A 23,581-nucleotide genomic window follows, 5' to 3' on the forward strand; every position below is an offset into this window, starting at 1 on the left:
GCCATTGCGACGTTTCCCTGGTCGTATTTTCCGAACGGATTCATTCAGTATTTTGATTTTTCATCAGCCGCCTTTGCGGCTATATTGTGCGTCCTTTAATTGACGGCTAAGCACCGGCAATTACGTACTAAACTTATTTAAGAGACAGCCAAGCCAAGCCCATGAAACAAGCGGATACGCAGTTCGAATACATCAGTTCGGCCAAGTTGCCCACCCGGTATGGCCAGTTCATCATCCATGGTTTTGTGGAGCTGGGCACAGAGCAGGAACACGTGGCCCTGTCCTATGGTGAGTGGCAGGAAGGCGAGGTGGTACCCATTCGCATCCACTCCGAATGCCTCACCGGTGATGCACTGTTCAGTACCCGTTGTGATTGCGGTTTTCAGCTTGAAAAAGCCCTGCAGAATATTGTTGAAGAGGGAAAGGGTGTGTTGCTTTACCTGCGCCAGGAGGGACGCGGCATCGGCCTGCTGAACAAGATTCGCGCCTATCACCTGCAAGACAACGGCCTGGATACAGTGGAAGCCAATGAACACCTGGGCTTCGATGCAGATCTGCGCGACTACCGAATCTGCAAATATATGCTGGATACCCTGAAAATCAGCAAAGTCAGCCTGATGACCAATAACCCCCGCAAGATTGACGCTCTGACCGACCTGGGTATTGAAGTGGTCAGACGGACCCCCATAGATCATGGTATAACAGCAGACAACAAGGGCTATATCCGTACCAAGACCCAGAAGCTGGGCCATAGGTTCGACCCACATTTACTCAAATAAAGGACTAAGAACAGCGAGGACAGGAGGTCAATAATCCCTGATTGGAGGTGATTTTGCTGACACTGAATTCTGAAGCCATCGCTATGGTGACAAAAGAACAATTGTTGTCCGTTATCGAAGCCCAGGCGGACATCATAATCCGTGGTCTGAGCCTGCAGCAGGTGATGGAAAAAATGGCCACACTGGCAGAGGAGCTGACCTTTGCCAGCGGGGCGGTGGTGGAGATGGTCGAGGGCGACGAGATGGTCTACCAGGCCGCCACCGGCAAGGCCCGCGAACAACTGGGCCTGCGACTGAAACGGAACAACAGCCTCTCGGGCTTATGCATCCGCGAAGGCAAGGTTCTCAACTGCCATGATGCCGCCACCGACCCCAGAGTGGATTTTGCAGCCTGCCAGGCCGTGGGACTGACATCCATGCTGGTTGTGCCCCTGAGGTTTCAGGATGAACTGGTAGGCGTCCTGAAGGTCTTCTCCCCCAAACAAAACGCCTTTGACGATGTGGACGCACAAATTCTGGATCTGGCCGCCAAGGTAATCAGCGCCTCCATTGTCGCCTCTCAACGGGACAAGCAGGCGGGCTGACCCGGGCCAAATTTCTCCACAAAGGCCCGGCTGAAGCGCCGGGGCGACTCTTCGTCCATATTGAAATACAAGGAGGGCTCAATCAGTTCCAGCTCCATCACGGCAAAGCCCGGCCCATGTCGAATAAAATCCAGCCGCGCGTAGAGGGGCGGGTACGGAATCGCCGCCAGCGTTCGCTCGGCCAGTGTCAGCAATTCAGGGGTGGGTTCGATGCTTTCCAGCCTGCCGCCATGTTCTTCCTGAACCCGGAAGTCTGCTTCTTTGGGTCGTTTGATAATGGCGTGGCTATACTGCCCGCCAAAATAGAAGAGTGAATACTCACCCTCATCAATAACTGTATTTAAAAAGGGTTGAATCATATGCTTCCGCTGGCAGAACACCTCGGCCAGTTGCCCTGCGCAGGCCTGTAATGTGCTGCTATCCAGGCGGAAGGTGTCATCCGCATTGGCACTGACCAGCGGCTTGATAATCAGCTCGTCCGTGTCGAAGTGGGTAAATGCCCGTTGCACCGTCTGCAGGTCGAAGCGGGATTGCCAGAGGGTGGGCACCACTGGGATACCCTTTTGTTCAATCTCCCGCAGGTAAGCCTTGTCGATATTCCAGCGTACCAAGGCCAGGGGATTTTCCAGTACCGCGCTGGAGGCTTCAATACGTTGCAGGCACGACAAAAACGCCTTCGCGTCTTTCTGGTAATCCCAGGGACTGCGGATCAACACGACGTCAAACTGATTCCAGTCCACGTCTTTTTCCCGCCAGGACAATGTCTGCAATTGCCAGCCGGCCTCGCTCATCGGCTCTTCCAGCAGATGGTCGTAAACGAAGTAGCCCTCCAGGCTATCCATGGATAATATGGCGCAGCGTTTCATCTTCTTTACCCGATTTGCACAGAGCGGCATCATAGCTGCCGGATAAAACGAATAACAACTGCTTTGGGGAACCTATGCCGTTCAAAAATACGCACAAGGATTACGGCAGCATTGCCAAATGGCTGCACTGGGGCACAGCCCTGCTGTTTCTGGCTGCCTATTGCGCCGTGTACTACCGGCAGTGGTTTACCGAAAAGCAGACCCCGGAGAACTGGACTGCGTTGCAATTGCATCTGTCGGTGGGGATCTCTATCGGTGTGTTGGTGCTGCTGCGCATAATATGGCGGCTTGGCAATACCCCACCCAGAACCTGCCCCGGACCGGCCTGGCAAGTCCGGGCCGCGCATCTGGGTCACTTGCTTTTGTACCTGATGATGGTGGTGATGGTGTTTACCGGCTATACAGGCACCGGCGCCAATACTGAGTTTTTCTTCCTGGCCGAGATCCCCAGGTTCAGCGACACGGCCATGATGGGACCGCTAATGACTCTGCTGGGCACGAATTACGAAAGCTACGAAAACGTCGCCGATTACATCCATAAAGATCTGGGCGGTGCCCTGCTGGTGTGGATGCTGATCCTGGGACACGCCCTGGCAGCCTTCTACCACCATTTTGTGGCAAGGGATCGTACCTTGAAGAAGATGCTCTAGGCCCGGCCCACCAGATTGTTTTACCGCTGTGGCGGCAGCGCCGCCGTCAGTTATCCTCACCTTCCATGGCCAGCCCGGCCAGCAGCCCAAGCAATATCATCAGCGCCGGAATACCGATGAGGTTAATTCCCTCCGGCAGATTACTGCTCCACTGGATCCAGAACATCAGTCCCCAACCCGATATCAGGGCCAGTATCGCCAGTCCGGATTTGTTTTTTATCATGCGCATCACCCACTCCTTAGATTCAACCTTGTTTGGATGCTGACAGTCTAGTCCCTTGCCAAAAGGACCGTTAGTGGCAATAATGATAAAAAAGATGCCAATAGTGACAAAATGAAACCGATCCAGGAAATGAACATAAAACAGGTCGCCATATTGGTGACCAACAATGCCGTCGGCTCTGAACTGATGGGCGTCAAAGACTTCTTCGAATACGCCAACTCCTTCTGGCAATACATGTATCCGGCCGATCCCCACCGCCTGTTTGAATGTGAGCTCTATTCGGTTGAAGGTAAACAGGTGCAATGCTCCAATGGTTTTATCTTGCCCTGCCGTCCCATCGACGAATTGCAACAAGCCGACATCATGATCTCCGTGGCTGCCTACACCTACAGCAAGAGTGGATTGAAAGCCTATCTGCAGGCGGCGCAGCCCATGTATGCCAAACTCAAACAAGCCGTGGCGGGTGGCACCTGGGTGGCAAGCCATTGCAGCGGCACCTTCTCTTTGGCTGAGGCGGGGCTGCTAGATAACCGTCAGGCCACCACCTGCTGGTGGCTGAAGGAGGTTTTTGCCCAGCGCTACCCGCAGGTCAGGTTAAAATTCGACGAATTGGTGGTGCGCTCTGACAATATTATTACCGGCGGCGCCACCACCTCATTTTTGAATGTATGTATGGCAATACTCGAAGAGATCATGGGTTTTGCCTTTGCAAACAATTTGTCCAAGTTGCTGCTGATGGACAGGCACAGACTGTCACAGCAGGCCTTTATCGACCCGGAACTGGTGATTGGGCACCGTGACAGTCTGATGGAGCAGGTACAACAATGGATGCGCCAACATTATGCAGAGCCGTTCAATCTGGATGAACTATGCGACCGGTTTGCCGTCACCAAGCGCACCCTGATCCGGCGTTTCAAGGCGGCCACCGGGGAGACGCCGTTGGCCTACCTGCAGCAAATCCGGGTGGAAAAAGCCAAGGGCCTGTTACAGGCCACGGATCTGCCAATAGAAAGGATTGTCGAGAAGGTGGGCTATGGGGATCCGGCGTCGTTTCGCAAACTCTTTGTCAATCTGACCCAGCTGACCCCTAAGGCCTACCGCCAGCGATTTGCCTACCAGCCGCGGCTCAGTGCCTGAGCCGCGGCGGGCAGATAGTCTGTTGCCTGTCGTGGAACCGGACCGACTCAGGCCTGTTCGCGCAGTTGTCTCTCCAGTTCGGCCAGGCGCTCTTCCATGGCGGTGAGTTTTTCACGGGTGCGGGCCAGCACCTGGGTCTGCACATCAAATTCTTCGCGGCTGACAAAATCCAGGCGGCTCAGCTGCGACTGCAATACCTGCTTTACCTTGGCCTCGGCCCCTTCGGCCATGGATTTTACCCCAGGGGGGATGGCATCGGTGATTTGGCGGGCAATCTCTTCAATTTTTTTCGGGTCCAGCATGTCGTTTCCTGATAATCACAGAGGGGCAAATTAGAACCCGGCTCAGGGCCGGGTTCAAGCCTGAATACGAGGCGATAGGGCTTCTGCCTGTTCGCCTGTTAACCAGCTTAGGCCAGTTTATCGGCAATTTCCCAGGGGGCCATCACCAGGCCTTCCTCGTCCGGCACCGGAAACATCACCACCTGGATTTCGTCATCCTCCAGGCCCGGCAGCCACTTGTGCTGCCAGTCAGACAGGGAAATCGAATAGGGCTTGCAATGTGACCAGTCGCCGTTGATCCAGTCTCTGGCAAAGACCGCATCCGGCCACACAGGAATACAATCCTCCTCATCCGTGGTCAGTATCATGGCACCGTCTTTATCCACCAGGGTCCAGATCTCGCCGGTGGCCTGTATCTGGCTGAGCAGATACTCGCTGCGCTGTTCCGGTGTCTTGGTCAGAATGTCGTATTTACGATCCAGGTTAAGTTCTGCAGACATGGGATTACTCCTGTTCAACGGGTCGGGAAGCCTGGGCACTGAGTGCCGAAGCGACTATCTGGGCATGCTCGTGCAGATCATGGCCCAAATCGGTCAGATAACCTCCGTCAACTTGCGTGATGACGCCTTTTTTGAACAGACGCCCGGCCGCATCGATGATAGACGGATCGGCGTCGTGGTGAATTTTCAGCCCCTGGCGGAGACTGCCGAGGGGAAATTTGAGTAACAGATTCAGTTCGTCGAGCATGGATTGATTAAATGGCATGGCTGTCTCCTGGTGTGACCATCCGGCTGTCAGGTGGGCCGCAACCCGGATTCCCGACAGCTTATTCCTCTGCAGCTATCTTCTCGTACCGTCCGTCAAACAGGCTGGTCCAGCTCTGTCCGCCGTCGGCACTGACCTGCCAGTGTTGGCGAACGCTACCGTCTATATTGGGTGTCCAGGTGATCCGGTGCAAGCGTTTTTCGCCCTTCCCGGACAGCCCCGGCCCCTCAAGGATCATCGCGTCATTCCGCCAGCTTCCTTCCAACTTTAGCAGAAGCCCGGAATTATCTACCCAGGTCTGATGCCATAGCTGCCGGCTGGCATCATAAATATTCAGACTGCGCCCCTCAAATCCTGAGGCCGTAGTGTAGTGTTCCCTGAGCACACAATTACTCAGATCCTGACTGATACGATTGGTTCCGGCGATTTTACCCTTTGCACTGACCTGCCAGTGGCCCAGCCAGAAATCAAACTGATCATATTCGGGCCCCTCACAGGCAGCCCGGGCCAGGGGACAGAGCAGCAATGCAAAAACCAGCAGACGGGAAGGACGTTGTATCCACATAGGCACCTCGATGATCCGGAAAAAAACAGCAGCAGCCTGTCATGTATTCCGCCTCACCGACAGAGGTCAGGGACGGATTGCCCCAAGTCCGGTTCAACTGGGTCGGTGCCAGGGCAGCACGGATTCCCCGGCCATTTGACAGGAAAGGTAAACAGCCCGGGGTAACTCGGGTATAATGAAAGGCACTTTAAATATAGTTCAACCACATGAAATACAAAGACTTACGGGATTTTGTCGCCCAACTGGAAAAAGCCGGTGAACTCAAGCGGGTGACCATGGAGATCGATCCGGTGCTGGAGATGACGGAAATCGCCGACCGCACCCTGCGGGCCGGCGGGCCGGCAATCCTGTTCGAGAATCCCAAAGGCTTTGACATGCCGGTGCTGGCCAACCTGTTCGGCACCCCCAGGCGGGTGGCCATGGGCATGGGTCAGGAGTCAGTGGAGAGCCTTCGTGAGGTGGGCAAGTTGCTGGCCTACCTGAAAGAGCCGGATCCCCCAAAAGGATTCAAGGAACTATGGGACAAACTGCCGGTCTTCAGGCAGGTCCTGAACATGCCGGCCAAGGAAGTGAAAAAAGCCCCCTGCCAGGAGGTGGTGCATAGCGGTGAGCAGGTGGATCTGACCCGTATCCCCATCCAGACCTGCTGGCCGGAAGATGCCGCCCCCCTGATCACCTGGGGCCTGACGGTCACCAAGGGACCACACAAGCAACGCCAGAACCTGGGCATCTATCGTCAGCAGTTGCTGGGACCCAATAAACTGATCATGCGCTGGTTGTCACACCGGGGCGGCGCGCTGGATTTCAAAGAATGGTGCCAGCAGCATCCGGGCGAGAATTTTCCGGTTTCGGTGGCCCTGGGAGCGGATCCCGCCACTATCCTGGGGGCAGTGACGCCGGTCCCCGATACGTTATCCGAATATGCCTTTGCGGGGCTGTTGCGGGGCGATAAAACCGAAGTGGTCAAATGTATCAGCAATGGCCTGCAGGTCCCGGCCAGCGCCGAGATCGTCCTGGAAGGCTATATCGCGCCAGGGGAGACCGCGCCGGAGGGCCCTTATGGGGATCACACCGGTTATTACAATGAAGTGGACGACTTCCCGGTCTTCACCGTCACCCATATGACGCACAGAAAAGACCCCATCTACCACTCCACCTACACCGGCAGGCCGCCGGATGAACCGGCCATTTTGGGTGTCGCCCTCAATGAGGTGTTCGTACCCATACTGCAGAAGCAGTTTCCTGAGATCGTCGACTTTTATCTGCCACCGGAAGGCTGTTCCTACCGCATGGCGGTGGTGACCATGAAAAAGCAGTATCCCGGCCATGCCAAGCGGGTGATGCTGGGGGTCTGGTCCTTCCTGCGTCAGTTTATGTACACCAAGTTTGTGATCGTCTGTGATGAGGACGTCAATGCCCGTGACTGGAACGATGTCATCTGGGCCATTACCACCCGCATGGACCCGGCCAGGGATACCACCCTGATTGAAAACACCCCCATCGATTATCTGGATTTCGCCTCACCGGTCTCCGGCCTGGGTTCCAAGATGGGCCTGGACGCCACCAATAAATGGCCGGGGGAAACCGACCGGGAATGGGGACGCCCCATCGTCATGGATGCCGCCGTCAAGCAACGCATCGACAGTATCTGGGCCGAGCTCGGCCTGGATGCCGCCAATCAAGAATAGAGAATCATGTCTGAAATTGAATCCAAGATCACCCGCATCGAGCCGCTGACCCCCCATGTATGGAAGGTCAGGCTTAAGCCGGCCCAGCCCTTTGATTTCAAGGCGGGTCAGTATATCCGCGTGATCATGGGCGAGACCGACAAACGGCCCTTTTCCATTGCCAACGCCCCCGATGACTCGGGCGAGATTGAACTGCATATCGGCGCATCGGAGCATAATCCCTGGGCTATGCAGGTGATAGAACGGGTGCGTCACGAACCTTCCCTCCTAGTGGACGGCCCCCACGGCAAGGCCTACTTACGGGAAGGTATCCCCAAACCCACCATCCTGATGGCGGGCGGGACCGGCTTTTCCTATGTGCTGAGCCTGTTGCAGAAAAAATTGCGCACGCCATTGCTCGAGCCGCTGTTTTTGTACTGGGGAACCCGTACCCTCGAAGACATGTACGCCCACGACGACCTCGCGGCGCTGGCCGAGCAATACCCCAGATTCCGGTTTATCCCGGTGGTGGAAAAACCCGGCGCCGGCTGGCAGGGCAGAACCGGCCTGGTCCACCAGGCGGTGCTGGAGGATTTTATCAGCCTCGAGCCTTATCAGGTTTATGTCGCCGGGCGCTTCGAAATGGCCGGCGTCGCACGGGAGGCCTTCCACGAGCAGGGGCTGATGCTGGAAAACCTGTTCGGCGATGCCTATTCGTTCATATAGTCATTCCACCGGGCAGACTTCCCTGCCCTTTTTGACCGCATCACGGCTGGCAATCTGCCGGTGCCAGCGCTGCACCTGCTCAAAGCTGTCCAGTTCCAGTAGTTCCTCAGCCTCGTAGAAACGCCCCAGAGCGTCCACCCAGGGCCAGATGGCAATATCGGCAATGCTGTACTCCTCACCCAGGATAAAGTCCCTGTCTTTGAGGCGCTTGTCCAGCACACCCAGCAGGCGCTGGGTTTCATTCTTATAGCGCTTGTGCGGATACGGATGGTCGCAATTGTCCCTGGCATACACATGGAAATGACCGAACTGGCCGAACATGGGGCCCACATGGCCAACCTGGAAATACAGCCATTGCAAGGTCTGGTACCTACCGTCATCCCGTCTGGGGATCAGCCTGCCTGTCTTGTCGGCCAGGTAGTATAGAATGGCGCCACTTTCCATCATCAGAATCTGCCTGCCGCCAGGTCCGTCAGGATCACTGAGGGCCGGGATCTTGCCATTGGGGTTAATCCTGAGGAAATCCTCGTCGAACTGGTCCCCATCACCGATATCGATACGGTGTGCTTCATAAGGCAGTTGCAGTTCTTCCAGGGCAATACTGACTTTCTGGCCATTGGGTGTAGCCAGGGAATAGAGCTGTATTTTATCCGGGTGGCTGGCGGGCCAGCGTTTGGGAAACCACAGGTCTGGTTGTGACATGTTTGCTCCTTTGTTGTCCGTTCCTTCCACCAATAAGATTTGGCCTATTGGTAATGAACAGACTTGGGGTAACAGGAGCCTTTTCAAGGGAAAAGCCGGCAACGGATTCTGTCACCGGCAAGCTGTCTTTACTTTTGCCCGGCCAGCCAGACCACCAGCTCAATCACCTGATCCGGCGTCATATCGCGGGTAAAGGTGGCGCGGTACTTACCGTTAACAATAAAAGCCGGCACCCCTCTGGTCAGTTTGCTGCGGTACTCGTCAATCCACTTGTTGTTTTTGGCAGTCAGACTGTTGACGCCGAAGCTGTCCCGCATCTTGCCGTATTCCTCAGTGGAAACCCCGGACGCGGAAAATACCGCCTGCAGGTCCTGTTCGGATACGATATGGCCCCGCTGCTTATGGATACGGTCAAAGATGGCCTGATTCAACTCGCCCTCGCGCTTCAGCACCTTGCCTATCATCATGGCGCGGGTGGCGGCCTCCTGGGTTTCCGGTGTGGCAAAGTGCATAAAATTCACATGCACCTTGTCAAACCTGACACCTTGCGCTTCCAGGCGGCTTTGCATCTGTTTGACGATAGGCTCCACCGCATTGCAGGCAGGGCACCAGAAGGAAAAAAACTCCATCACCTGCGGCTTGGCACTGGCCTTGTCGGCGATGACTTCATAATGCACGTCTTCTTGCCACTCTACGGCTTGCAGGGTGAAAGACGTCAGGGAAAGCAGGAATAGGGACAGCAGCTTCTTCATTTTTGATTTTCCTTTAACAGAAGGGGATAAAGCTACCACGCCGTCTTCAGGCAGGAAAATCACCGGGCCTGGAATTTGTAAGCAAACGTAAAAAGGGGGCTTACCAGCCCCCTTTCTTATATTCTGCAGTCTGATTACTTCTGTTCGGACAGCCAGACGATCAGGTCCACCATGTCATCAGGCGTCATCTCGCGGGTGAACTTGGCCTTGTACTTGCCGTTGACGATGAAGGTCGGCACCCCACTCAGCTCCTTGCGGTACTGATCGATGAGCTTGTTGTTCTTGGAAAACATGCTGTTCACGCCAAAGCTTTTCACCAGCTTGTCAAACTCGTCCGGATCCACCCCATTGACGATAAAGATGTTTTTCAGATCCTTGATGGAAGTGACGGGAGAACGCTGCACATGGATATAGTTGAAGATAGCTTTATTCAGCTGGTCCTCTCGCTTCAGGGCACGGGCCACCATCATGGCGCGGGTGGCCTCGTCCTGAACGTCCTTCTCGGCGAACCCCATAAAGTTGACCTGGACCTTCTCAAACTTCACTTCCTCGTCCAGCTTCTGCTTCATCTGTTCAACCAGCGGTTCGAACGCATGGCAGTGGGGACACCAGAAAGAGAAAAATTCCAGCACTTCACGATCTTTGCTGGCTTCCTCGGCGATGACTTCATAGTGCTCGCCTTCAGTGTACATTTCCTGTGCACAGGCTTGCAGGGGCAGCATCAGTGCGAGGGTCAAAATGCCTAACAGCTTCTTCATGGTCAAACGCATTCCTTCAAAACTAAAACTGCGCCAAGATTACCACAGCTTTTTTTAAATGCCGAACCCCGGCCCGGGGCAGTCAGTTGGGGTTCAGCATTCTCACCTTTGTCCCTCAGAACTGGTAGCTGGCGCCCAGATAGGCCGTGCGGCCCTGGCGGCGGTAGCCCAGTACTTCCTCGTACTCCTCGTCAAACAGGTTTTCCGCCCGCACAGTCAGTTGCCAGTGCTGGTCCCAACGGTAATTGAAGGTGGCATTGATGACCGTCACGGCGCCAAGGTCAACCCGGGTTCTGGCATAGGTTGGCGGCGGGAAAAAGTCGTCTTCGCGCGTGCCCTGGTAGTTGGCCTGCAGATACAGATTGGCCATATCATCCATAAAGACATAATTGAGGGTCAGATCAGCCCCATGCCGGGCCCTGCGTACTTCAGGGGTGGCCAGTTCACCTTCCCCTTCGCGGGCATCCAGATAATTGTAATTGAATGCCAGTTGCAGGTCGTAGAATCTGCCGCTGACCTGCCACTCCAGCCCGCGACGTTCACTTTCACCCTCAATGTTGATAGCCGTAGGTCCGCCAAGGGCAGGATCGAAGTAGTAACCGTTGATCTCGTCCTCCAGCTCAGCCTGATAAACACTGAGGCTGGACTGCCATCCGCCTGGCAGTTGCAGACGGGCGCCCAGTTCAGTGCTGACCGATTGCTCCGGCTCAAGATCCGGATTGCCGATAAAGCTGGTCGGGGTGTAGCCGAAGCGTTCGATAAAAGTGGGGTTCTTGATCGCCTTGCCCTGGCTGACGAACAGGCTCAGGCTGCTCAGTAACTGGTAGCTCAAGCCCAGCCGGTAGGTCATTGCGTCATCGAACAGGTCGTTATCGTCATATCTGAGGCTGGCGTTGATGCTGACATCCCGGCCAAGCCTATGCACCAGATCGGCCACGGCCGACTGGCTGTCGTTATCCTGTTGCTGGTTGGGATCCCCCCAGGGCGCTGCCTGACCGACTTGCTCAAAGGATTCACTGACGTGCTCGAAGACCAGGCTGGCCTGGCTGCCAGGCGCATAATTCAGACTGTTCTGCCAGAACCAGCGCTGCTTGTCGCTGTCCACCTCGGTCACATCATACGCGCTCTGCGCATCGAAACCCGGGGTGAAATTCTCACTTTGGTTGCGGCTGTAATGCATGCCCACGGCCTGGCTCCAGTCACTGCCCACGGGCCGGTAGTGCCATTCCAGCTTACCGCTGCCTTGCTGTCCGTGGGTAAAACTGTCCGCATCGGCGGGCAGGCCGGTAACAAAGTCCGTGCCATCGAACTGGTTGAAAAAGTCCAGATGGCGGTACTGGGCCTTGATCTCATTTTCATCGCCAACCTGCCAGTTCAGCGACGCGGACAGCTCGTTGTTACGGGTGCCGTCCCGCTCATCGCCCTGGCGGGATATGTTTTCCCCGTCTGTGCTGAAATGGCTGGCAGCCAGGGCAAAATTGATCTGGTCTGTGCCGCCGCGCAGGCTGGCCGCCAGTCGCTGGCTGGCGTTCTGCCCCCATTCCGCTTCGCCGCCACCGGCGTAGCCATTTTTGCCGGAGCGGGTGCTGATATTGATCACGCCGCCGACCGCACCGCTTCCCCACAGGGCGCTTTGCGGGCCGCGCAGGATCTCGATGCGCTGGACATTAGCCAGGTTCAGATGGGCAAAGTTGACCGCACCGTCGTTCAGGTCATTAATTTCCACTCCGTCCACCAGCACCAGCACATGGTTGGCTTCGCTGCCCCTGAGTCGCAGTTGGGTCTGGGCGCCTTTGACGCCGTCCTGGCTGATATGTACGCCGGCCTGACTGCGCAGCAGGTCCGCCACATTGATGGCACCGGAGTTTTCGATCTGTGCGCGTTCAATGACCGATACTGAAGCACCCAGCTGTGCGACGCTGACGGGCAGTCTTGCACCCAGTACACTGATGATCTCTATGGGTTCATTAGAGGAAACAGAAAAACTCGCCAGCAGGGCGGCAGTCACCGCCAGCCCGGTTTTGGTAGGAATAAATTGCATATTGTTAGCCTGGTTTTGGCACTCCACCCGAGTGCATTAGCCTGAAACTGGTCGCACGGGGCGCCAGCACCTGGGTCAAGGCCGGTATCCGGGCTTGCAAGTGGCGCAGCATGGCTGGACCGGGTGAATCGCCTTCCCATCAGGGTCTCTGACAGTGGCCAGTGATTCACTTAGCTTGCTTACCGTTGCGGGGGCAGCGTCGTATGACTTCCCGTTTATCCTTCGTTATTACTGAGGGCACCTTGAACGTCGGCGATTATAAATAACTGGCATAGAAAGGACAGTGCTTTCTGGAAATCCAGATGGCTAAAACTTGATCTCAGCTCAGGGTATCAGCGACAAGGGGGCTTCCTGCAGGGCGCTGAGCTGCTCTTTTAACGACAGGATCTGCTGCTCCCAGTACTTATCGGTACTGAACCATGGAAACGCATTAGGAAACGCAGGATCTTCCCAGCGCCGGCTCAACCAGGCCATATAGTGCACCATACGCATGGCGCGCAGGGGTTCAATCAACGCCAGCTCGCGGGGATCCAAATCGCTGAATTCTTCATAGGCGCAGACCAGAGTGTCCAGTTGCAGCAGGCGCTGCTGGCGATCGCCAGAGAGCATCATCCACAGGTCCTGGATGGCCGGGCCCATCCGGCAATCGTCCAAATCGACAAAAGTCGGGCCGTCCCGCCACAGGATATTGCCGGGATGGCAGTCCCCGTGCAGGCGGATCTGGCGTTTGGGCCGGTATTGACCGGCAGCGCGCTCAATCACCTGATCCATAATGGTAAACAGGGGGATTTTCAGGGAGTCAGGCACCAGGTGCCCCTGCTCAAGATGCTCGCGGGCCTTGAACAGAAACTCATCGGTATTGAGCACCGGACGGTACCGGAATTCGCTGGCGGCCCCCACCGCATGGATACGGCCGATAAACCGCCCCATCCATTCCAGTTGGTCCAGATTGTCCACCTCGAACTGGCGCCCTCCAACCGAAGGGAACACAGCAAAGAGGTAGTCCTGGTGCTCGTGCAGGGTCTGGCCACCCAGTTTCAAGGGGGCTGCCAGGGGGATTTCCTGCTCCTGCAGTTCCCAGGCAAAGTCATGTTCTTCCTGGATCTGCTCTCGGCTCCACCGTGCCGGGCGGTAAAACTTCACCACATAGCGACGTCTGTCCTCGTCCAGAAACTGGTAAACGCGGTTTTCATAGCTGTTCAGGGCCAGCAGGCCGGAATCGACCCGGATACCGCAACTTTCGATGGCATCCAGGATCAGATCCGGGGTCAGATTGGTATAGCTGAAGTCCTGCATGGGAAGAGGTATCCATTGGGTCAGTGCCGTCAACATTGGGACCCCTTTTCGGCGGCCCCAAAACAGCCCTAACGGTACAGGAACTTGGTCGGTTCCACCACTTCCACGGATTCATTGTCCTCACCAAGGGCGCTGATACGGAAACGAATGTCGGTAATATTGCTGTCCAGGTTGTAGGGGTTCACGGCCACGCTGACCGGCTCCACATACACCTCACCTCCACGCACGGTGATCTCCTGCGGACCTATATAGCGGGCGTCAAGCAGCCCCTCTACCCCTATCTGATAGCGCATCTCGTGCTGGGACTTATTGAGGATCTTCAGGGTATAGACGTTCTCCACCAGACCGTCTGAAGTCTCCCGGTAAAGCTGGTTGCGATCACGAAGAATATCCACGTCCAGCGGCACACGGGTGAAAAGATCCAGCGCCAGGAAACCGATCATCACCAGCAACACTACCGCGTAACCCACCAGTTTAGGCCGGATAATATGGGTATGGCCACCAGTGAGCATGGATTCGGTGGTATAGCGGATCAGCCCCTTGGGGTAGCCCATCTTGTCCATCACCCCGTTACAGGCATCCACGCAGGCGCCGCAATTGATGCATTCGTATTGCAGGCCGTTGCGGATATCTATGCCCGTCGGGCAAACCTGCACACACAGATGGCAGTCGATACAGTCGCCCACCCCTTCTGCCATCAACTGCTCGCGGCTGGTTTTTCGACCGCGTGGGCCGCGGCGCTCACCCCGGTTGGTATCATAGGTGACGGTAAAGGTGTCCTTATCGAACATCACCGACTGGAACCTGGCGTAGGGACAGATGTGGGTGCACATGATTTCCCGCATCCAGCCCGCGTTGCCATAAGTACAGAAGGTGAAAAACCACACCCACAGGCTGACCCAGAAACCTGTCTCAAGGGTGAAGAAATCCACAAACAAGGCATCGATGGGAGTGAAATAACCCACAAAGGTCAGGGAAGTCAGTACCGCCACGGCCAGCCAGCACAGATGCTTGGCGGTTTTACGCCAGAACTTGTCCAGGTCCATTGGCCGCTGGTCCAGTTTCATCCGCTGGTGACGACTGCCTTCCAGCTTTTCCTCAAACCAGACAAACATATAAGTCCAGGCGGTCTGTGGACACATAAAGCCGCACCAGACCCGGCCGGCAAAGGTGGTGATAAAAAACAGGGCAAAGGCGCCGATGATAAATATCCAGGCCAGAATGGTCAGATCCTGCGGCCACAGGGTCAGGCCGAAGATATTGAATCGCTGCTCACCGATATCAAAGAGTATGGCCTGGTGCCCTTCGTACCTCAGCCAGGGCAGCACGGCGAACAAACCGACAAAGAACAGCCCGAAATAGCGACGGAAGGTCTCCAGGGGGCCCTGTACGGCGCGCACATAAATGCGGCTGCGCGGAGCATAATTATCGTTATGTTCACGACTGTCCGGCTGGTGAATTTTGATCGGAGAGATATCTTTTACGGGAATTCGCTCGCTCATTAGTCCTGGTCTCTTGGTGCACTGCTTGGCGTTCCGTTGCGGGGTGCGTCTGTATGATTCGCCCGACTTGCCACACGGGCAGTCTGGCTACCCGGCGCTTACTTTTCGAACTTTCAATAATTTCTGAAAATTATAAAGCTTATCCTTGCCCCTGCAAAGAGGCCTGTTTACTCACTGGTCCCGCCTTTGCTTCTATCTGGCGCAGTCCCACCAGGCGGCCGGACGGCCAGAGTATAACAGGCTTGCCCCGACCCTGTCCGGGCCCTGCCGTGATTCAGGTATGAATATCGACTCCTGTACCTAATGGTCCTGCCGTATAAGTAAGGCTTGTAGGCAGACCCGATAGGTTAAGGTATGATTTTTGTACGAGATAAAGCTTGATGTAACGCAATGAAACGTACGATTGTCCTGATCCTGGAAATTGCCGTGCTGGTGGTGGTGCTACGCTCCTCCTTTGTCCAGTTCTGGCTGGCAGATATCCAGGACAACCTGTCAGACTGGATGACCGAACTCGCCACCATGGCCGAGCGTGAAGCACTGTCTGACCTGCAGAAGCGCATCAGGCCCTTTATCGCCAATCTGAGCGACTATCAGCGCGAATACATCATGGATATCACATCCAGCCGCAGCAAGCTGGAGCATTTCCAGCGCTACTACTGTATCGAAAAGGACAAGAACCCCTACGTGTACGGCGCCACACTGATCTACCTGTGCTCAGAAATCCGCAAGGTGCAGTTCGACTGACACCCCTGATGACTAAGCCTGACTGGCGGCCACCGCCCGGGCAAAGCATTCACAGGTTTCATTAATCAGCGCCCTGGCTTCTTTCTCACCCAGCATGGGTTTCCAGCTGATGGCTTGATCCCAATACGCCACTTCCTTGATTGCCCCGTAGAACATGGCCGCGCCCACCATGGGACTCAGGTTGCCCAGGGCACCCGCCTTGGCGGCATTGGCAAACCAACTGTGCAGGCCACGCTCACAATCGCTGAACTTCTCGTTCAGGCGCAGGGCTTCCCGTTCCGAGCGCATGGATTCAATAATCACAATACGTGACAGACGCAGGTAATCCTCGTCGCAGACCAGCGCCAGTACCTTATTGCCCAATTCCCTGAGCTGTTCCAGCAAGGGTCGGTTCGGATCATAATGACTTTTCTGCAGGGGTTCGATGCGCTCCAGCAGCAGGGTCACCACCGAATCCAACAGGGTTTCTTTACAGGGATAATGCTTGTACAAGGTCCGTTTGGAAACATTTGCCCGGCAGGCGATGGACTCCATAGTGGTCGCCATCATGCCTTTTTCGCAGAACTCGCGAATGGCAGCACAAAGAATATCATTGTGCTTGTTGTCACTTCGGCCCAAACTTGTCTCCCAATCAGCACCGGATAAGGGTTCGCTGATACAAATTGAAACGATTAACCGGCAGATAAAGCAGATTAATGGATAGATAAAGTATACGATATCGTGTACTTTATTACCTTAACATTATATAACCTTTTTACACCTAAGGTTATTTCTCCTGTTTTCCCTTACTTTTCGGTGCATCAATGGCAACTAACAATCGGATGTTTTCTTCACGCCTTAAATTCGCCAGCCTGGCCCTGGTCGGTGTCCTGGTCGGGTGCGGACAGCCCAGCCCGGCATCTGAGGGCGGTGAGCAGCAAATGCAACCGGCCTCGGTGGACGTACAGACCATGCAGGCGCAAACCGTTCCCTTTGCCCTGGAGCTGCCGGCAACCCTGTCAGGCTCCAAGGAAGTGGAGATCCGCGCCCGGGTGGCCGGCATCCTGGAGTCGCGCAATTTCGAGGAAGGTGACAAGGTCGAACAGGGCGAGTCCCTCTTTACCCTGGATTTGGAACCTTTCAAGGTGGATATTTCCCGCGCCGAAGCCGACCTGCTAGCCGCCAAGGCCCGGCTGGAAAGCGCCCGTCGCGATGTCAGACGGCTGGGGTCGTTGCGTAAGCAGAATACCGTTTCCCAGCAGGATTATGACAATGCCCTGTCGGCCGAAGAGATTGCCGTTGCCGATGTGAAATCCGCCGAAGCCAGCCTGCAGGATGCCAAGCTCAGTTATGAGTATGCCCAGGTTCGTTCGCCGGTCACCGGCATTGCCGGCCGTGAACAGGTTTCCGAGGGGACGTTCGTACCCGGCCCGGAAACCCTGCTGACCAATGTCACCCAGTTGGATCCCATTCGCATCCGTTTCGGCCTGTCTGAGCGTGAACAGCTGAAAATGCGCCAGGAACAGGAAGCCGGCCGTTTGAACCTGCCCCAGGACGGCCACTGGACCACCAAAATCAAATTTCAGGATGGCTCCTTCTACGAGCGGGAAGGGGTGGTCAATTTCAGCGATGTCAGGATCAACACCCAGACCGGCACCTCAGAGTTGCAGGCCATTATGCCCAATCCGGATTTCAAACTGCGTCCCGGCCAGTTCGTACGGGTAGTACTGGAAGGCGCCCGGCGCATGCAGGCCTATGTGGTGCCGCAAAAAGCCGTGCAGGACAGCGGTACGGGTAAGTTCGTTTACCTGGCGGCCAAGAACGAGCAGGGTCAATTGGTAGCCCGCCCCGCCCCGGTTGAAGTGGGCGAATGGGTGCGTCAGGAAACCCCCCAGGGGATCCAGAACGGCTGGGTGATCCATAAAGGCCTCAAGGACGGCGATAAAGTGATAGTCGAAGGACTGGCCCATATCTTCTTCCCCGGCATGCCGGTGGTGCTTGCCGATCAGAAACCCACTCAAAGCGCCAGCGCCGAGTAACAGGAGTCCTGTATGTTTTCCCGTTACTTCATTGACAGGCCCATTTTTGCCTTTGTCATCTCCATCGTTATTATTCTGGCCGGCCTGGCAGCCATGCGCAGTCTGCCCATCGCCCAGTACCCGGAAATCGCTCCACCCGTAGTGCAGGTCACGGCCGTTTATCCTGGCGCTTCGGCCGAAGTGCTGGAGAACACCGTCGCCACGCCGCTGGAAAACGCCATTACCGGCGTGGACGGCATGATGTATATGGCTTCCACCTCTACCAGTTCCGGTGTGACCACTATTACGGTTACCTTCGAAATCGGCACAGATGTGGACCAGGCCGCGGTCAACGTCAACAACAGGGTCAAACAGGTGGAGGCCCGCCTGCCCGAGGAAACACGCCGGCAGGGCGTGGTCGTGGCCAAAGGTTCCTCCAGCTTCCTGCAGGTACATGCCTTCTATTCTCCGGACGGCAGCCGCGACTCCCTGTGGACCTCCAACTATGTGACCCTGAACATTCTGGATCAGATCAAGCGCATTCCCGGCACCACCAGCGTGCAGATTTTCGGCGCCAAGGATTACGCCATGCGTATCTGGCTGCAACCGGACATCATGAGCCAGCTCGGCGTGACGGTGGATGAAATCGCCAGTGCAATCCGTGAGCAGAACTCCCAGTATGCAGCCGGCAGGATTGGTTCGACACCCACCTCCGATATGCCCCAGGAACTGGTTTACAGCGTCACCGCCCAGGGGCGTCTGTCCAGCGCCGAGGAATTCGAACAGATCCTGATCCGCACCAACCCGGACGGCAGCTCCCTGCGACTCAAAGACGTGGCCAGGGTGGAACTGGGCTCCAAGGATTACGACTTCGAAGGCCGAATAAACGGTAAGCCCGCCGTGTTGGTGGGGGTCTTCCTGCAACCCGGGGCCAACGCCCTGGAAGTGGCCGGCGCCGTCAACGCCGCAGTGGATGAACTGAAGACCCGTTTCCCGGTGGGGCTGGAGCATTTGGTTCCCTACGACACCACCCGTTTTGTGGAAGTGTCCATCCGAGAGGTCCTCAAGACCCTGGGCGAGGCCATGATCCTGGTATTCCTGGTGGTGTTCCTGTTCCTGCAGAACTGGCGAGCCACCCTGATCCCGATTCTGGCCGTACCGGTGTCGCTGCTTGGCACCTTCGCCGGTCTGTATATACTGGGTTACTCCATCAATACCCTGACACTGTTCGGCATGGTGCTATCCATCGGTATCGTCGTGGATGACGCCATAGTGGTACTGGAAAACGTCGAACGCATCATGCATGAGGAAAAACTCAGTGCGCGCCAGGCCGCAGTCAAGGCCATGCAGGAAGTCAGCGGGCCGGTGGTGGCCATCGTGCTGGTGCTGTGCTCGGTGTTTGTACCTATCGCTTTCCTGGGCGGCCTGACCGGTGAGTTGTTCCGCCAGTTTGCTATCACCATCAGCATCTCGGTGAGCCTGTCCGGCGTGGTGGCGCTGACCATGACCCCGGCCCTGTGTGTGTTGATCCTGCGCTCCGAGCACAAGCAAACCGTGGGCTTCTTCCGCTGGTTCAACGACTGGTTCCACAAGATCACCCACCGCTACGTGGGGGCGGTCAGCTTTATGCTGCGCCGTGGTCTCCTTGGCCTGGTGCTGATGATCGGCATGATTGCCGTCACCGCCGGCCTGTGGAAAGCCACGCCGGGCTCGCTGGTGCCGGATGAGGACCAGGGCTTCTATATTTCCGCCATTTTCCTGCCTGACGGCGCCTCGCTGGAGCGCACCGAAAAAGTGGTGGCAGAGGTGGTCAAGGCCATTCAGTCCAATCCTGCCAACGAGAATGTCATTGCCTTCACCGGCTTCGATTTTATCGGCGGCGGCTATAAGAACAGCGCCGCCACCCTGTTTGTCACCCAGAAACACTGGGACGAGCGGGAAGTCAGCTCCTTCGAGCTGGTCAACGAACTCTTTATGAAGACGGCCCATATCAAAGAGGCCCTGGTGCTGGCCTTCAATCCACCGCCCATTTTCGGCCTGGGCAACACCGGCGGGTTCGAGTTCTACCTGCAGAACCGCGGCGACGGCGGCTCGGAAGCCCTGGAGCAGGCCATGCAGACCCTGCAGGGCGCTATCCAGCAAAGTCCCATACTGGCGGGTGTGCAGACCCTGTGGCGTCCCAACACGCCGCAGCTGAATATCGATGTGGACAGGGAGCAGGCCCGTGCCATGGGCATCCCCATCAATGAAGCCTTTACCGCCCTGGCCGGCACCCTGGGTACTTATTATGTGAATGACTTCAACAAGTACGGCCGGGCCTGGCAGGTGCTGATGTCGGCGGATGCCCAGTACCGCATGTCACCGGACGATATCGGCCGTATCTATGTGCGCAGCAATGATGGTCATATGGTGCCCATCTCGGCCTTTGCCAGGATCGAATACAGCACCGGCCCCGACAGCCTCGACAGGTACAACAACCTGCCGGCGGTGAAACTGCTGGGCAATGCCGCCCCCGGCTACAGTTCCGGCCAGGCCATTGCCGAGATCGAGCGTATCGCAGACCAGGTGTTGCCGCCGGACATCACCTACGACTGGACCGGCACCGCCTACCAGGAGAAACAGAGCAGCGGTACCACCGGTCTGGCCCTGGGGATGGCTGCCGTGATGGTCTTCCTGATCCTGGCTGCCCTGTATGAGCGCTGGTCGCTGCCCATCTCGGTGATGCTGGCCCTGCCTTTTGGTACTTTCGGCGCCCTGATTGCCATCTGGGTGGCGGGCCTGACCAATGACGTGTATTTCCAGATCGGCCTGGTGACCCTGCTCGGTCTGGCCGGCAAGAATGCCATCCTGATCGTGGAATACGCCCTGATGAAGACCCAGCAGGGTTGGAGCACCGGCACCGCCGCCCTGGAAGCGGCGCGCTTGCGGTTCCGGCCCATTATTATGACCTCCATGGCCTTTATCCTTGGCGTGGTGCCGCTGGCCCTCAGCTCGGGGGCCGGCGCCGGTGCGCGCCACAGCGTGGGCACCGGGGTGATGGGCGGCATGCTGGCCGCCACCTTCCTGGCGGTATTCTTCCTGCCGCTGTTTTTCTTCTGGCTGACCGAAAGGCGTTTGCGAGAAAAACGCAGCCGCCAGGCCCTGGCCGATGAAATCGCTCACCATCATAAGGAAGAGCACGTGGAAACCGACGAGGGGCTGGCCTAGGCCCCTTCTTCCCTGGAAGCAACCATGCCCTACATCAATATTCAGATTACCAAAGGCGCCAGCCGCCAGCAGAAGGCAGAGCTGGTCAAGGATGTGACCGAGTCGCTGCAAAGAGTGCTGGGTAAGAAGCCCGAGCACACCCATGTGGTGATCCAGGAAATCGAGGAGTGCGACTGGGGCTTTGCCGGCATGCTCACCGACGACTGGAAGAAGTCTCAGCCCCGCTAAAACTACTCATAAAAATACTAGCGCTAAGCCAGGCCGTCATGCCCTCTGTGGTTTTCGGGGACCTGTCGGCCGGTCCAAAATCTAATTCCCCTAACAGCACCTCAGAATGACTGCTGGAGCTAAGTCCACCTGTGCTGTCAGCCCCGCACCCGGAAGCGCCCCATCAGCACGTCCAGTTCACCGGAGAGCGTCAGCAATTCTGCAGAGCCGGCGGCCAGGTCATCGGCCGTGGTGGCGATACCGGCAGCCGAGTCGCTTACCCCGGTAATAGCGCGGTTGATACTGTCTGATGAACTGTGTTGTTCGCCAGCCGCCCCGGCAATCTGGGCAATACGATCTTTTATCTGACTGACCGAGTGCTGGATTTCGTCAAATGACTGATGGGCCTGCTCGGTCCGTTCGATAGCCTGCTGCGAGCGGGTTACACTGTCGCCCATCCGGGTGGAGACTTCCCTGGTCTGTTCGATCAGGTTGGTCAGTACATCGTTGATTTCCTCCGTGGACTCCCGCGATCGCTGGGCCAGGGTTCGCACTTCGTCCGCCACAACGGCAAAACCGCGGCCCTGTTCACCGGCCCGGGCCGCCTCTATTGCCGCATTTAACGCCAGCAGGTTGGTCTGCTCGGCGATGCCCCGTATGACCTCCAGGATCTGGGTGATATTGCCGCTTTCCCGCTCCAGTTGCTGTAAGGCCCCGGACGACTCGGCAAGCGACTGGCTAAGGGTGTTGACCTCCTGCACCGTGGTGCTGATGATTTCGTTGCCCTGGCGGCTGTGCTGCTCGGTTCTGTCCACTTCCTCCATGGTGCTGCGGCAGTCCTCTGCAACCTGCTGGGCCATATGCTCCAGCTTGCCTGTGATTTCGGCCACTCTGGCAATGGCGTCTTCCTGCTTGTGACTGGCGGATTTGATGTCCCCCACCTGTTGCTCCGAGCGGGACGCCGACTCGCTCAACCTGCCCGCACGGCCTTTGATATCCACCACCAGACTGTGAATGGAATCCAAAAAGCCATTGAACCACCTTGCCAGGTCGCCCACCTCGTCCTGGCCGCTGACATCCAGGCGCCGGGTCAGATCCCCTTCGCCCTGGGCGATGGCCTTCAGCCCGGCCGCCACCCGGTTGATGGGCTGGACGATACGGTTGGCCAGCCAGGCACCCAGCCCCACAAACAAGGCCACCATCAGCAGGGCCACCAGAATAATGGTGGAACTCATGCGATTCGCCGGTGCCATAATCTCCGCACGGTCAATAACTCCCACAAAGCGCCAGCCCAGGTCGTCGGAATGATAGATGGTCACATCCCGCTCTGTGCCCTGGTGTTCTGCACTGAAGCTCTGCCCGTCCCGGGGGTCGGCCAGGCGCTCATACAAAGGGGACTTTATTTCCCTGATATTCTTAAAGTTATTCTCAGGGTTACGGGGGTCAGCCAATACAGTGCCCGACTCATCCATCAGGATCAGGTAACCGGTTTCACCCAGTCGCGTCGAGGACAGGATGTCGGTGAGCGTACTCAAGGTGACATCCAGCGACTGCACGCCGGCGATCTGGCCACTCTGGTCCTTGATAGTGGTGGCCGCCGATACCATGGGTCCACCCGAAACCCCCTGATAGGCCTGCGTGATCACCTGCTCGCCCGGATTGGCCATGGCCGTTTGATACCAGGGCCGCTTACGGGGATCGTATCCGCCAAGCGGTTCGGCCGGATACTGGATAAAACCACCGTTTTTAGTGCCCATATACACAAACAGCAGTTCGTCATGGGACTGGCCGAACTGGGTGTACAGATCGAAGATGGCGGCTTCGGCCGGCGAATCCTGGTGCGGGTCGATCATTTTCTCGCTGCCCAGATAGGTCTGGGTTGTGGGGGGGATCTGCCGCACGACAGGGTTGTTGGCCAGAAAGGCGGCATTGCTCTTGACCTGATCGAAAAACAACCTGAAGCCGTTCTCTACCTGCCGAATTTCCCCTTGGGCCCGTTCAATAAACTGCTCGGACGAGCGGCTCTGGGTTTTGGAAATACTGATACCGGCAATCACCAGAATCGGCAGGATAACGGTAACGGAAAAGGACAGGATTAGCTTGGCTCGCATCTTCATTGACGCACCTCGGGT

General features: G+C 56.7%; 24 protein-coding genes and 1 riboswitch. Of the genes, 10 read left to right on the top strand and 14 right to left on the bottom strand.

Annotated elements, in window-relative coordinates; all coding sequences use genetic code 11:
• Positions 1 to 161: 161 nt before the first annotated feature.
• Together ribA and J0A66_RS10880 are read left to right on the top strand one after the other, a co-directional pair.
• Complete coding sequence (gene ribA, locus J0A66_RS10875; protein ID WP_206573840.1) at positions 162 to 779, top strand: GTP cyclohydrolase II; 618 nt, start codon at positions 162 to 164, stop codon at positions 777 to 779.
• A gap of 53 nt (positions 780 to 832) precedes the next feature.
• Positions 833 to 1,363: a GAF domain-containing protein gene (locus tag J0A66_RS10880; RefSeq protein ID WP_206573841.1), complete on the top strand. Its 531-nt coding sequence runs from the start codon at positions 833 to 835 to the stop codon at positions 1,361 to 1,363.
• On the opposite strand, the gene J0A66_RS10885 is transcribed toward J0A66_RS10880, so the two are convergent.
• Positions 1,339 to 2,229, bottom strand: coding sequence for an ATP-grasp domain-containing protein (locus tag J0A66_RS10885; protein ID WP_206573842.1), 891 nt, complete (start codon positions 2,227 to 2,229; stop codon positions 1,339 to 1,341). The genes J0A66_RS10880 and J0A66_RS10885 overlap by 25 nt on opposite strands.
• A 74-nt stretch (positions 2,230 to 2,303) precedes the next feature.
• On the opposite strand from J0A66_RS10885, the gene J0A66_RS10890 reads away from it, so the two are divergent.
• The gene (locus J0A66_RS10890) at positions 2,304 to 2,879 is read left to right on the top strand and encodes a cytochrome b (protein ID WP_206573843.1); all 576 of its coding nucleotides are present in this window, start codon (positions 2,304 to 2,306) and stop codon (positions 2,877 to 2,879) included.
• A gap of 46 nt (positions 2,880 to 2,925) precedes the next feature.
• Here the strand turns inward: J0A66_RS10890 and J0A66_RS10895 are convergent, their stop codons facing one another.
• On the bottom strand, positions 2,926 to 3,108 hold the full coding sequence (locus tag J0A66_RS10895) for a hypothetical protein (RefSeq protein WP_206573844.1): 183 nt from the start codon (positions 3,106 to 3,108) through the stop codon (positions 2,926 to 2,928).
• A gap of 105 nt (positions 3,109 to 3,213) precedes the next feature.
• Here J0A66_RS10895 and J0A66_RS10900 point away from each other — a divergent pair, with 105 nt between their 5' ends.
• On the top strand, positions 3,214 to 4,239 hold the full coding sequence (locus J0A66_RS10900; protein ID WP_206573845.1) for a GlxA family transcriptional regulator: 1,026 nt from the start codon (positions 3,214 to 3,216) through the stop codon (positions 4,237 to 4,239).
• Between the two features lie 47 nt (positions 4,240 to 4,286).
• Here J0A66_RS10900 and ubiK read toward each other — a convergent pair whose 3' ends face one another.
• The 4 genes from ubiK to J0A66_RS10920 form a co-directional block, all read right to left on the bottom strand.
• Complete coding sequence (gene ubiK / locus J0A66_RS10905; RefSeq protein ID WP_206573846.1) at positions 4,287 to 4,541, bottom strand: ubiquinone biosynthesis accessory factor UbiK; 255 nt, start codon at positions 4,539 to 4,541, stop codon at positions 4,287 to 4,289.
• A gap of 107 nt (positions 4,542 to 4,648) precedes the next feature.
• Positions 4,649 to 5,020 (bottom strand): DUF2750 domain-containing protein, encoded by a 372-nt coding sequence (locus J0A66_RS10910; RefSeq protein ID WP_206573847.1) that lies wholly within the window; start codon positions 5,018 to 5,020, stop codon positions 4,649 to 4,651.
• A gap of 4 nt (positions 5,021 to 5,024) precedes the next feature.
• Entirely contained in the window at positions 5,025 to 5,285 is a 261-nt protein-coding gene (locus tag J0A66_RS10915) for a TIGR02647 family protein (RefSeq protein ID WP_206573848.1), read from the bottom strand.
• Positions 5,286 to 5,346: 61 nt separating this feature from the next.
• Entirely contained in the window at positions 5,347 to 5,850 is a 504-nt protein-coding gene (locus J0A66_RS10920) for a hypothetical protein (RefSeq protein ID WP_206573849.1), read from the bottom strand.
• 206 nt (positions 5,851 to 6,056) lie between these two features.
• Between J0A66_RS10920 and ubiD the strand changes: the two genes are divergently transcribed.
• Entirely contained in the window at positions 6,057 to 7,538 is a 1,482-nt protein-coding gene (gene ubiD, locus J0A66_RS10925) for a 4-hydroxy-3-polyprenylbenzoate decarboxylase (protein WP_206573850.1), read from the top strand.
• A 6-nt stretch (positions 7,539 to 7,544) separates the two neighbouring features.
• Positions 7,545 to 8,243: an NAD(P)H-flavin reductase gene (fre, locus tag J0A66_RS10930; protein WP_206573851.1), complete on the top strand. Its 699-nt coding sequence runs from the start codon at positions 7,545 to 7,547 to the stop codon at positions 8,241 to 8,243.
• On the opposite strand, the gene J0A66_RS10935 is transcribed toward fre, so the two are convergent.
• The 6 genes from J0A66_RS10935 to ccoG form a co-directional block, all read right to left on the bottom strand.
• On the bottom strand, positions 8,244 to 8,945 hold the full coding sequence (locus tag J0A66_RS10935; RefSeq protein ID WP_206573852.1) for a glutathione S-transferase N-terminal domain-containing protein: 702 nt from the start codon (positions 8,943 to 8,945) through the stop codon (positions 8,244 to 8,246). It lies immediately after the preceding gene.
• Between the two features lie 128 nt (positions 8,946 to 9,073).
• Positions 9,074 to 9,697 carry a thiol:disulfide interchange protein DsbA/DsbL gene (locus J0A66_RS10940; RefSeq protein WP_206573853.1) on the bottom strand — a complete coding sequence of 208 codons (624 nt, stop codon included), beginning with the start codon at positions 9,695 to 9,697 and terminating at the stop codon, positions 9,074 to 9,076.
• A gap of 134 nt (positions 9,698 to 9,831) precedes the next feature.
• On the bottom strand, positions 9,832 to 10,455 hold the full coding sequence (locus tag J0A66_RS10945) for a thiol:disulfide interchange protein DsbA/DsbL (RefSeq protein ID WP_206573854.1): 624 nt from the start codon (positions 10,453 to 10,455) through the stop codon (positions 9,832 to 9,834).
• A 115-nt stretch (positions 10,456 to 10,570) separates the two neighbouring features.
• The gene (locus J0A66_RS10950) at positions 10,571 to 12,496 is read right to left on the bottom strand and encodes a TonB-dependent receptor domain-containing protein (protein ID WP_206573855.1); all 1,926 of its coding nucleotides are present in this window, start codon (positions 12,494 to 12,496) and stop codon (positions 10,571 to 10,573) included.
• Positions 12,497 to 12,558: 62 nt separating this feature from the next.
• A riboswitch (cobalamin riboswitch) is annotated at positions 12,559 to 12,756 on the bottom strand.
• Positions 12,757 to 12,820: 64 nt separating this feature from the next.
• Complete coding sequence (locus J0A66_RS10955) at positions 12,821 to 13,792, bottom strand: serine/threonine protein kinase (RefSeq protein ID WP_206574016.1); 972 nt, start codon at positions 13,790 to 13,792, stop codon at positions 12,821 to 12,823.
• A gap of 68 nt (positions 13,793 to 13,860) precedes the next feature.
• Entirely contained in the window at positions 13,861 to 15,294 is a 1,434-nt protein-coding gene (ccoG, locus tag J0A66_RS10960; RefSeq protein WP_206573856.1) for a cytochrome c oxidase accessory protein CcoG, read from the bottom strand.
• Between the two features lie 390 nt (positions 15,295 to 15,684).
• Between ccoG and J0A66_RS10965 the strand changes: the two genes are divergently transcribed.
• Positions 15,685 to 16,038 carry a hypothetical protein gene (locus tag J0A66_RS10965; RefSeq protein ID WP_206573857.1) on the top strand — a complete coding sequence of 118 codons (354 nt, stop codon included), beginning with the start codon at positions 15,685 to 15,687 and terminating at the stop codon, positions 16,036 to 16,038.
• Between the two features lie 12 nt (positions 16,039 to 16,050).
• Here the strand turns inward: J0A66_RS10965 and J0A66_RS10970 are convergent, their stop codons facing one another.
• The gene (locus tag J0A66_RS10970) at positions 16,051 to 16,656 is read right to left on the bottom strand and encodes a TetR/AcrR family transcriptional regulator (RefSeq protein ID WP_206573858.1); all 606 of its coding nucleotides are present in this window, start codon (positions 16,654 to 16,656) and stop codon (positions 16,051 to 16,053) included.
• A gap of 185 nt (positions 16,657 to 16,841) precedes the next feature.
• Here J0A66_RS10970 and J0A66_RS10975 point away from each other — a divergent pair, with 185 nt between their 5' ends.
• Genes J0A66_RS10975 through J0A66_RS10985 form a run of 3 tightly spaced genes read left to right on the top strand, consistent with a single transcriptional unit; the run spans position 16,842 to position 21,470 of the window.
• On the top strand, positions 16,842 to 18,056 hold the full coding sequence (locus J0A66_RS10975; RefSeq protein WP_241264144.1) for an efflux RND transporter periplasmic adaptor subunit: 1,215 nt from the start codon (positions 16,842 to 16,844) through the stop codon (positions 18,054 to 18,056).
• A 12-nt stretch (positions 18,057 to 18,068) separates the two neighbouring features.
• Entirely contained in the window at positions 18,069 to 21,242 is a 3,174-nt protein-coding gene (locus tag J0A66_RS10980; RefSeq protein WP_206573859.1) for an efflux RND transporter permease subunit, read from the top strand.
• 24 nt (positions 21,243 to 21,266) lie between these two features.
• A complete protein-coding gene (locus J0A66_RS10985) occupies positions 21,267 to 21,470 on the top strand; it encodes a tautomerase family protein (protein ID WP_206573860.1) in 204 nt (67 codons plus the stop codon).
• Positions 21,471 to 21,607: 137 nt separating this feature from the next.
• Here the strand turns inward: J0A66_RS10985 and J0A66_RS10990 are convergent, their stop codons facing one another.
• Entirely contained in the window at positions 21,608 to 23,566 is a 1,959-nt protein-coding gene (locus J0A66_RS10990; protein ID WP_206573861.1) for a methyl-accepting chemotaxis protein, read from the bottom strand.
• Between the last annotated feature and the right edge of the window lie 15 nt (positions 23,567 to 23,581).

Origin of the sequence: Bowmanella dokdonensis (assembly GCF_017254865.1) — a bacterium.
Taxonomy (GTDB): domain Bacteria; phylum Pseudomonadota; class Gammaproteobacteria; order Enterobacterales; family Alteromonadaceae; genus Bowmanella; species Bowmanella dokdonensis.